The sequence below is a fragment of the Oleiphilus sp. HI0080 genome (genome assembly GCF_001635135.1).
The window spans coordinates 1-8,452 of the sequence record NZ_LWFU01000334.1; the positions used below are offsets into that span (position 1 = coordinate 1).

General features: G+C 46.3%; 9 protein-coding genes. 8 read left to right on the top strand and 1 reads right to left on the bottom strand.

Going from position 1 to position 8,452, the window contains the following annotated elements:
- Positions 1-291, bottom strand: a 291-nt coding sequence (locus A3751_RS04435; RefSeq protein ID WP_197466172.1) for a transglycosylase domain-containing protein, incomplete at its 3' end; no start/stop codon positions are given.
- Positions 292-472: 181 nt separating this feature from the next.
- Here A3751_RS04435 and A3751_RS04440 point away from each other — a divergent pair.
- From A3751_RS04440 to A3751_RS04475, 8 genes are all read left to right on the top strand, one after another.
- Positions 473-1,537, top strand: a complete 1,065-nt coding sequence (locus A3751_RS04440; RefSeq protein ID WP_068452647.1) for a pilus assembly protein PilM — start codon at positions 473-475, stop codon at positions 1,535-1,537.
- Positions 1,537-2,097, top strand: a complete 561-nt coding sequence (locus A3751_RS04445; protein WP_068452650.1) for a PilN domain-containing protein — start codon at positions 1,537-1,539, stop codon at positions 2,095-2,097. Before A3751_RS04440 ends, A3751_RS04445 begins: the two co-directional genes overlap by 1 nt.
- Before the next feature lie 2 nt (positions 2,098-2,099).
- Positions 2,100-2,744: a type 4a pilus biogenesis protein PilO gene (locus A3751_RS04450; protein ID WP_068452654.1), complete on the top strand. Its 645-nt coding sequence runs from the start codon at positions 2,100-2,102 to the stop codon at positions 2,742-2,744.
- The gene (locus tag A3751_RS04455; protein WP_068452657.1) at positions 2,741-3,283 is read left to right on the top strand and encodes a pilus assembly protein PilP; all 543 of its coding nucleotides are present in this window, start codon (positions 2,741-2,743) and stop codon (positions 3,281-3,283) included. The genes A3751_RS04450 and A3751_RS04455 overlap by 4 nt, the downstream gene beginning before the upstream one ends.
- Before the next feature lie 29 nt (positions 3,284-3,312).
- On the top strand, positions 3,313-5,418 hold the full coding sequence (locus A3751_RS04460) for a type IV pilus secretin PilQ (protein ID WP_156492252.1): 2,106 nt from the start codon (positions 3,313-3,315) through the stop codon (positions 5,416-5,418).
- A gap of 110 nt (positions 5,419-5,528) precedes the next feature.
- Positions 5,529-6,083, top strand: coding sequence for a shikimate kinase AroK (aroK, locus tag A3751_RS04465; protein ID WP_068452663.1), 555 nt, complete (start codon positions 5,529-5,531; stop codon positions 6,081-6,083).
- A gap of 3 nt (positions 6,084-6,086) precedes the next feature.
- Positions 6,087-7,169 carry a 3-dehydroquinate synthase gene (aroB, locus tag A3751_RS04470; RefSeq protein WP_156492251.1) on the top strand — a complete coding sequence of 361 codons (1,083 nt, stop codon included), beginning with the start codon at positions 6,087-6,089 and terminating at the stop codon, positions 7,167-7,169.
- 88 nt (positions 7,170-7,257) lie between these two features.
- Positions 7,258-8,452: ATP-binding protein (locus A3751_RS04475; protein ID WP_068452665.1), on the top strand; the 1,195-nt coding region annotated here is incomplete at its 3' end.

Below are 8,452 nucleotides of genomic sequence, written 5' to 3' on the forward strand. Positions count from 1 at the left end.
GTGCTCGTAAAAGCGATTGTCTTCTGCGGCGATAAAAGCGGAGGTTAAAGTGGTGGGTATTTCTTCGATTCCCACAGGGCTTCTTCGCTTCTCACCAAACTCCGCGAGTTTTTTGTTGTCACTTGAGAATATACGCATAGGGGTCTGTAATTGCGTTGTTCTCAATTGCGCCGCATCAGGGAGTTGCGGTGCAAGGTATAAATAGAATGCGCTTAACAATATGCCAGCGCCGCAAACAGCTGCAGCGCCAAGCCACACAAAAAAGGTGGAGAGTCTCACAAAACGAGCCATGTTTTTCCTAGCAGTTTATGAATATAGGTCTATTATCTTAGAAATAGCTTTAAATTCGGACGGTAAATATTATACGTCTATTTTGAGTGCTTTTAGTAAAGAATTGTACTGTGTGTTCTCTAACTTAGTTGCTTATTCGCGGGTTTGAGAAACTCAAGTCGATTTAGAAGGTTGGTTCTCTGTGTTTGGATTATTCGGAAAAAAGAACGACACTGTTCTCGGTGTCGACATCAGCTCTTCCTCAGTGAAGTTGCTTGAGCTATCAAAGAATGGCGACAAGCTTCGTGTGGAGAGTTATGCGGTTGAACCTCTGCCTGCAAACTCGGTGGTTGAGAAATCAATCAACGACGTGGAAGCAGTGGGTGAAACAGTCAAAAAAGTACTCGCAAAATCGCGTAGCAGTGTTCGCCTTGGAGCGGTCGCTGTTGCAGGTTCGGCGGTAATCACCAAGACCATTCAAATGAATGCCGGGTTGAATGATCAGGAGCTCGAAGATCAAATCTCTGTTGAGGCTGATCAGTATGTGCCTTATCCGCTGGATGAGGTTGCAATCGACTTTGAGGTGCTCGGGCCATCTGAGGATAGTGCTGATCAGGTTGATGTTCTGTTAGCCGCGTGCCGGAAAGAGAATGTTGAACTTCGTGAAGATGCTCTGGAGATAGGCGGGCTTACGAGCAAAATTGTAGATATCGAGGCGCATGCTGTAGAGCGCGCTTTTGATTTGATTGCTCGCCAAATGGATGAGTCGGCCGAAGAGCGCACTGTCGCTATTGTTGACATTGGTTCAACAATGACAACGCTGAGTGTGTTAGCGGATAACACCACCGTCTACACGCGTGAACAGTTGTTTGGCGGGCGACAGCTCACTGAAGAAATTCAGCGTCGTTATGGTCTTTCCTTCGAGGAGGCAGGTCTTGCTAAAAAACAGGGCGGGCTTCCGGACGATTACGAGAGAGAAGTGCTCGATCCGTTTAAAGAGGCGGTCGTGCAGCAAGTTGCTCGTTCCCTACAATTTTTCTTTGGTTCTAGTCAGTACAACGAGGTTGACTACGTTGTACTTGCTGGTGGTGTGGCATCAGTTCCTGAGTTGTCTGATATGGTCCAAGAGAAGGTTGGCATCAAAACGATCGTTGCGAACCCTTTCTCCGACATGACTCTTAACTCTCGAGTGAATGCATCCGCGCTGAGCAATGATGCACCATCTCTGATGATTGCATGCGGTTTAGCCATGAGGAGTTTTGTTTAATGCCAAGTATTAACCTAAGGCCTTGGCGCGAGGAAGAACGCGCTAAGCGTCAAAAAGAGTTTATTGGGATGCTCGTCGCTGTAGCGATTGCTGCAGGAGGGTTGTTCTTTTTATGGAATACCCAAGTCGATGCAATGATTACCGAGCAAAAAGCACGTAATGCTTACATCAAAACCTCAATGGCGGTTCTTGATAAAAAGACCAAGGAAATAGCGGAGCTTAAAGAAAGACGTGAGCAGTTGCTGGCTCGAATGAAGGTTATTCAGGATCTTCAGGGTACGCGTCCAGTGATCGTTCGAGTCTTTGACGAGCTTGTGAAGACTTTGCCAGAAGATCTTTACTACACAAGCCTCGTTCGCAAGGTAAACAATGTTTCTATTCAAGGAATAGCTGATTCAAATAATCGGATTTCAGGCTTGATGAGAAATCTTGAGGGCTCAGATTGGTTTGCAAGTCCAAATCTAAAAGATGTGAAAGCAGCTAAAGGCGGTGATAAGAGTGCATTTGATATGGCTGTTATGCAAGTCACGCCGGCCTCCGATGAAGTAGAAGGAGAATAGTTGTGAGTTTTGCAGAGCAAATGGAAAGTTTAAAAAACTTCGATGTTAATGATCTTGACTTTAATAATGCAGGCTCATGGCCTGCGCCGATCAAAGGCATCGTGTTGTTGTTGGTTTTTGCACTGATTCTTGGTGGTGGTTATTGGTTCATGATCAAGGATCAATATGCATCCCTAGATAGAATTGAAAAAGAAGAGGCAACTTTAAAGCAGCAATACGAAGCGAAGGCTTTTAAAGTTGCAAATTTGGAAGCTTATCGTCAACAAATGGCCGAAATGGAAGAGTCTTTTGGTGAGTTGCTCAAGCAGCTGCCAGCGGATACTGAAGTGCCGGGTTTGCTTGAGGATATTACGAATACGGGACTCGGGACGGGGCTTGCTATCAACAGTATCGGTTTGAAGCCGGAAGTTTCTCGTGAGTTCTACGTTGAGTTGCCAATTGATATTTCCGTACAAGGTACATACCACGATATGGCAGCATTCGTTAGTGGAGTGGCCGCTTTGCCGCGAATCGTTACGTTGCACGACTTCGATATAAACCCCGCAGGCAAAAGTGCTGGTGATTTGGTCATGACGATCTCTGCGAAAACGTATCGCTATAATCCTGAGCAAGGCGGGGCGAAGAAAAATAAGAGGAAGAAAAAATGAGTAGAGTTTTAGTTTCTTCTATCTTAATCGCGAGTACAGCATTGCTGACGGCGTGCGGAGGCAGTGGGGGTTATGCTGATCTCGACGCCTTTATGAAGAAAGCAGACAGTAAGCCTGGTGGGCGAATAGAGCCTCTGCCAGAGATGGTTGTGTACGAGTCGTTTGAGTATTCAGAAGCAGGAAGTCGATCTCCGTTCACCCCACCAGTTGAGAAAGTGGATACGAATATTCAGATTGCTGAAGATCAAAGTAACATCAAGCCAGACCTAGATAGGCCGAAAGAAGTGCTTGAGTACTTTCAGCTAACGCAGCTTCGAATGGTCGGAACTTTGCAAAAGCAAGACTCTGACACTCTATGGGCGCTAATCTCTGATAACGAGGGCGGTGTGCATCGTGTGAAAGAAGGCCAGTTTATGGGCAAGAATCACGGCCGAGTGGTTGGAATTCAAACAGGCAGCATAAGTCTGATTGAAATTGTACCAAACGGTGTTGGTGGTTGGATTGAGCGACCACGCTCTGTGACGCTAGAGGAAATTTAGTGATGAGGAGCGTGCGACTAGTGAAAAAAATGAATTCAGAAATTAAGTTACTTAGAGTTTTTGGGGCAATAAAAATGTTGGGTCAGCCGAAATTAGCTTTATCGATGTTCATGGCAATGTTTATGTCCGTGGCCAATGCGGCGGTATTACAGGGCGTGAAGTTTGCCTCAATGCCTGGGGATACAGTAGAGATTGTGTTGAGTTTTGACTCGCCGCCTGCCAAACCCAAAGTGTTTAGTATCGGTCAAACAGCAGATATCTCTGTGACCGTAGATGGCGCAACGAATGGTATTGGGAAGCGCTATCATGAACTTGGTTTGGGCAATGCCCGGCGAATGACCGTGATCGAGGCTGAGAATAGCGATGGTCAGATGGCTACGCGATTTGTCATCGATTTAGCCACAATGGCGCCATACACCAGTGAGGTTTCTGGCAACGATCTGATCATGCGAGTTGGTGCAGCAGCGCCAGCACCTTCCGCCTCCCAAGAATCTTCAGAGCAAGTGACCGCTTCTTCCGCTGCAAGCGATATTACCAGTATTGATTTTCGCCGTGGAGAAAAGGGTGATGGGCAAGTCATTATTGGTTTGAACAATCCTTCTGTAGACATTGATATGTCTGAGGTTGGTGGAAATATTCAGCTTGTTATTTCGGGGGCAGAGCTTCCAGAGGCTTTGCGCCAACGTTTAGATGTTGTTGATTTTGCGACACCTGTTCACCGCATTGAGTCGTATGTTGAAGACGGCAAAGCAAAAATCGTGATTAAGCCGGAAGGTAATTATGACTACCTAGCCTATCAGGCGGACAATCAGTTTGTTGTCAGTGTTGAAAAGGTGACCGAACAGGAAGCCGAAGAGCGCTTGAAAGAGAAGTTTCCTTACACGGGCGAAAAGCTGTCTCTTAACTTCCAGAATATTGAGGTTCGTGCTGTATTGCAGTTGATCGCAGATTTTACAGGATTGAATTTGGTAGCAAGTGACACCGTAGGCGGCAGCATTACCCTGCGTTTGCAAAATGTTCCTTGGGATCAGGCGCTAGAGTTGGTACTAAAAACGAAAGGTCTTGATAAGCGCACAACAGGCAATGTGATGTTGGTTGCTCCGGCAGAAGAGATTGCTGCGAGAGAAAAACTTGAGATCGAAACAAACAAGCAGGTTGCTGAGTTGGCGCCAGTCCGTTTGGAAATCATTCAGGTTAACTACGCGAAGGCTGCCGATATTGTTGCCATGCTGCAGCAGGATCAAGAGTTGATTTCTGGGCGCGGGTATATCTCTTCAGATGAGAGAACGAATACGATTAGCGTTCGAGAAACATCGGACAAGTTGCAGCAGATCCGTACCTTGGTTGATACTTGGGATATTCCGGTTCGCCAGGTATTGATCGAAGCGCGTATTGTTCGTGCTCGATCTAACATTACTGAAGAAATGGGTATCCAGTGGGGTGGTTCAGGCGCTACTGATACGAATGGTGGCGGACACAACTGGGGGTTTAGTGGCTCGACCGAGGGTAATGTAGAGTATTTTAATAGTGGTACGGTCACATATCCTGGTGCACTGGCAGTAGACTTAGGCGTGACTCGAGCTAATGCTTCGTCATTTGGTATTGGTTTCACCACAGATAATATGTTACTTGATTTAGAGCTCTCGGCTTTTGAGGCTGACGGTAAAGGTGAGATTGTAGCGCAGCCAAAAATCGTTACAGCGGATCGTCAGACAGCGACTATCAAATCAGGCGAAGAGATCCCTTATCAAGAAGCTTCGTCTTCTGGTGCGACTTCGGTATCGTTCAAAGAGGCTGTGCTGTCTCTGGAAGTAACGCCGCAAATTACGCCAGATGATAACGTTATTATGGATCTGAAGGTAAATCAGGATGATCGTGGTGAGGTTACAGCTGGTATCCCAAGTATTGATACTAACGAAGTGATTACGCAGGTTCTCGTTGGTAATGGAGAAACGATTGTTCTTGGCGGTATATTCCAGTCTGAGCAGGCGACAACGGTCACCAAGACGCCTTTCTTGGGCGACATTCCATACATTGGTAATCTGTTTAAGAAGACTGAAAATATAGATCAGCGTTCTGAGCTGTTGATATTCATCACGCCTAAACTGATTAAAGATGGCTTGATAGATCAGTAGGGAAAGTAGTGTCAAAAGCCGGGCCTAAGAGCTCGGCTTTTTTTTGCCTGTTCGGCTCGTTCAGTTGGTTGAAAGGGTGTTAAACTCTCACTTTTTAAGTGGCTTATTTAATGGCGTATAGGACGAAGAAGCCTTTGGTTGTGTTGGTCGGTCCAATGGGGGCGGGTAAAACGACTATAGGCAAATTGCTGGCAGCGGAGCTCTCTTATGAGTTTGTTGACTCGGACAAGGAGATTGAGCGTCGATCTGGTGCTGATATTCCGTGGATTTTCGATGTTGAGGGTGAAGAGGGGTTTCGAAACCGAGAGGTTGCCGTGATTCGTGATCTATCGACAGAGTCTGACGTGGTTCTAGCAACGGGAGGCGGTGCTCTAATTCGTCAGGAGAATCGAGATCATCTTACGAGAAATGGCTATATTGTTTATTTAAATACCTCTGTCGATCAGCAGTTTACTCGCACGCATAAGGATAAAAATCGCCCGTTGCTGCAGGGCGACAGCGACCCTATGACGGTGCTTACGGAGCTTATGAAAGTGCGTGATCCTATCTATCGAGAGGTTGCAGATTTTGTTGTCGACACAAATAAAAAGTCATTGCGATTTATAGTGAAAAGTATTGTTAACGCGCTTGAGCAAAGTGACAGTATTTCAGCAGAGGAAAAATAAGAAGTGTCCCAAAATGTTGATATTTTGAATGTAGATTTGGGAGAGCGGAGCTATCCGATCTATGTTGGCTCCAATTTAGTCTCTTGCTCAGAGTATTTTGAGAAACATATTCGAAGCAAGCGAGTCATGATTGTTTCAAATACCACAGTCGCGCCCCTCTATGAAGCTTCTCTTCGTAAGGCCTTGTCCGCTTTTGACGTTGATAGTGTCATTCTTCCTGATGGCGAACAATTCAAAACTTGGGAAAATCTGAATCTAATCTTTGATGCATTGCTTGAGCGAAAACATTCTAGAAGTACGACCTTGATTGCGCTTGGTGGCGGAGTAATTGGCGATATGACGGGTTTCGCTGCCGCAAGCTACCAGCGTGGCGTTGATTTTATCCAGGTTCCTACAACTTTGTTGTCCCAAGTTGATTCATCTGTAGGAGGTAAGACAGCGATCAATCACCCTTTGGGAAAGAATATGATTGGTGCGTTTTATCAGCCAAAGGCTGTTGTGATTGATACATCGACATTGAACTCGTTGCCTGAACGAGAAGTGTCTGCAGGGCTGGCTGAAGTAATTAAGTATGGCTTGATTCGTGACCTCCCGTTTTTTGAGTGGCTTGAAGGCAATATGAGTGCTCTCCGGAGGTTGGAGGAATCAAGTCTCCGCTACGCGATATTGACGTCGTGTGCTTGTAAGGCGAGGGTTGTAGAGGAAGACGAGAAAGAAGGCGGTGTTAGGGCAATCTTGAATCTTGGTCATACGTTTGGGCATGCAATTGAAACTTTTGCTGGATACGGCAACTGGCTTCATGGCGAGGCTGTTGCGGCTGGAATGGCGATGGCTGCAGAAATGTCGCAAGAGTTGGGCGATCTCAATAAGGCGGATGTCGAGCGAGTGCTCGCTATGCTGGCCTCTGCTGGTTTACCTAAAGTAGGTCCTGTGGAAATGTCTTCTTCCGACTATCTTGAGTTGATGTCGGTTGATAAAAAGGTGATAGACGGAGCACTGCGCCTTGTTTTGTTGGAGCGTCTCGGGTTTGCTAAAGTGACGAGTGACTTTCCTATGCATGCTCTTATGCAGGTTTTACCGCAGTGATGTAGAGCTAGCTTTCGATGTTGTATCTGAAAAAATAAAAAGATAAAGGCCTTGCTGGAATCGCTAACTTACTTGGGGCAGGTAGCTAATGAGTCAGGAACATTTTCTTTCGATTGCTCGTCGTTTGCTTGATCGCGATGGTGAAGCAATAGAAGGCCTATCTGCTGATTCGGATTATTTTTATGCTGGTGCTCAGCGCCAGCATCAGCTTGAAACAATTCGTCATCTCGCTTGTTTTGGTGATTTTCTGTTGTTTTTAGAGGCTGAGCTTGGTGCAGGGAAGTCAACTCTTCTTCGAAAAGTAGCTGCAGAACTCAGATCTGAGCTACAGGTGATCTACACCGAGGTTGAGGATGAGTCGACCCCTGTTTCGTTAGTTCAAGATATCGCCAACAAAAGCTCAGTTTTTGCCGCTCCATCGGAAGATATGCAGTCTCTACTCGGGCGCTGTAAAGCGAGTTATGAAAGTCTCTATTCCCAAAAATCGAAAAGAACTTTGCTTATTATTGATGATGCTCATCGTGCAGAGCCCGGCTTGATTAAAAGCGTGCTCTCGACTCTTGAGTTGCCGCAACCCGATTCGCCAGTAGTGTTGCTGATTGGTTCGAGCAAGAGTATGGGTGAGCTCGTAGGTGATTATCGTTCTGAAGAGCTGCATGTTTTGTCCTTAAATAAGCTGAAGAGAGGTGATCTCAGGGAGTACATTCAGCTTGGTTTAAAGAGTGTCGGTTATGAAAGAGACCTGTCTCTAACAGATGCACGGCTTGATGCTCTTTATGTCAGAAGTGGGGGCTTGCTTAAGAACATTGAGACTTATATGGGGTCTGCCATCTTTGGAGATGATAACGAGCGAGCAGTTGAGCCGGAAACGAAGCTTCCGGCTAGAGTTCCGGTTGCGGCGCTCGCTACCATTGTTGTCATATTGGTCGCGTCTTTCCTTTTTGTGGCTCAGCAGCACAATTTGTTTTCTGGTCTGATCGACGTCGAATCGGAGGGAGATGACAAGCTTGCTCAACGATTGGCTCAGCAGGAGCGGATTGCGATGCTCGATAAAGCGCTAGAGCAGAGTAGCAAGTTCGAGGAGTCTGAAGAATTAACTATGGAAGATGGTGAGAAGGCTTTAATTGATGTAGAAAGCGATTCGTCGCTCGCTCCAGTGGAGTTAGCTGCTGGCGACTCGGACGGAAATGAGTTTGATTCTGTAGAGCGGGGTTTAGTATCTTCAGAACCAGAACCAGAACCAGAACCAGAACCAGAACCAGAACCAGAACCAGAACCAGAAC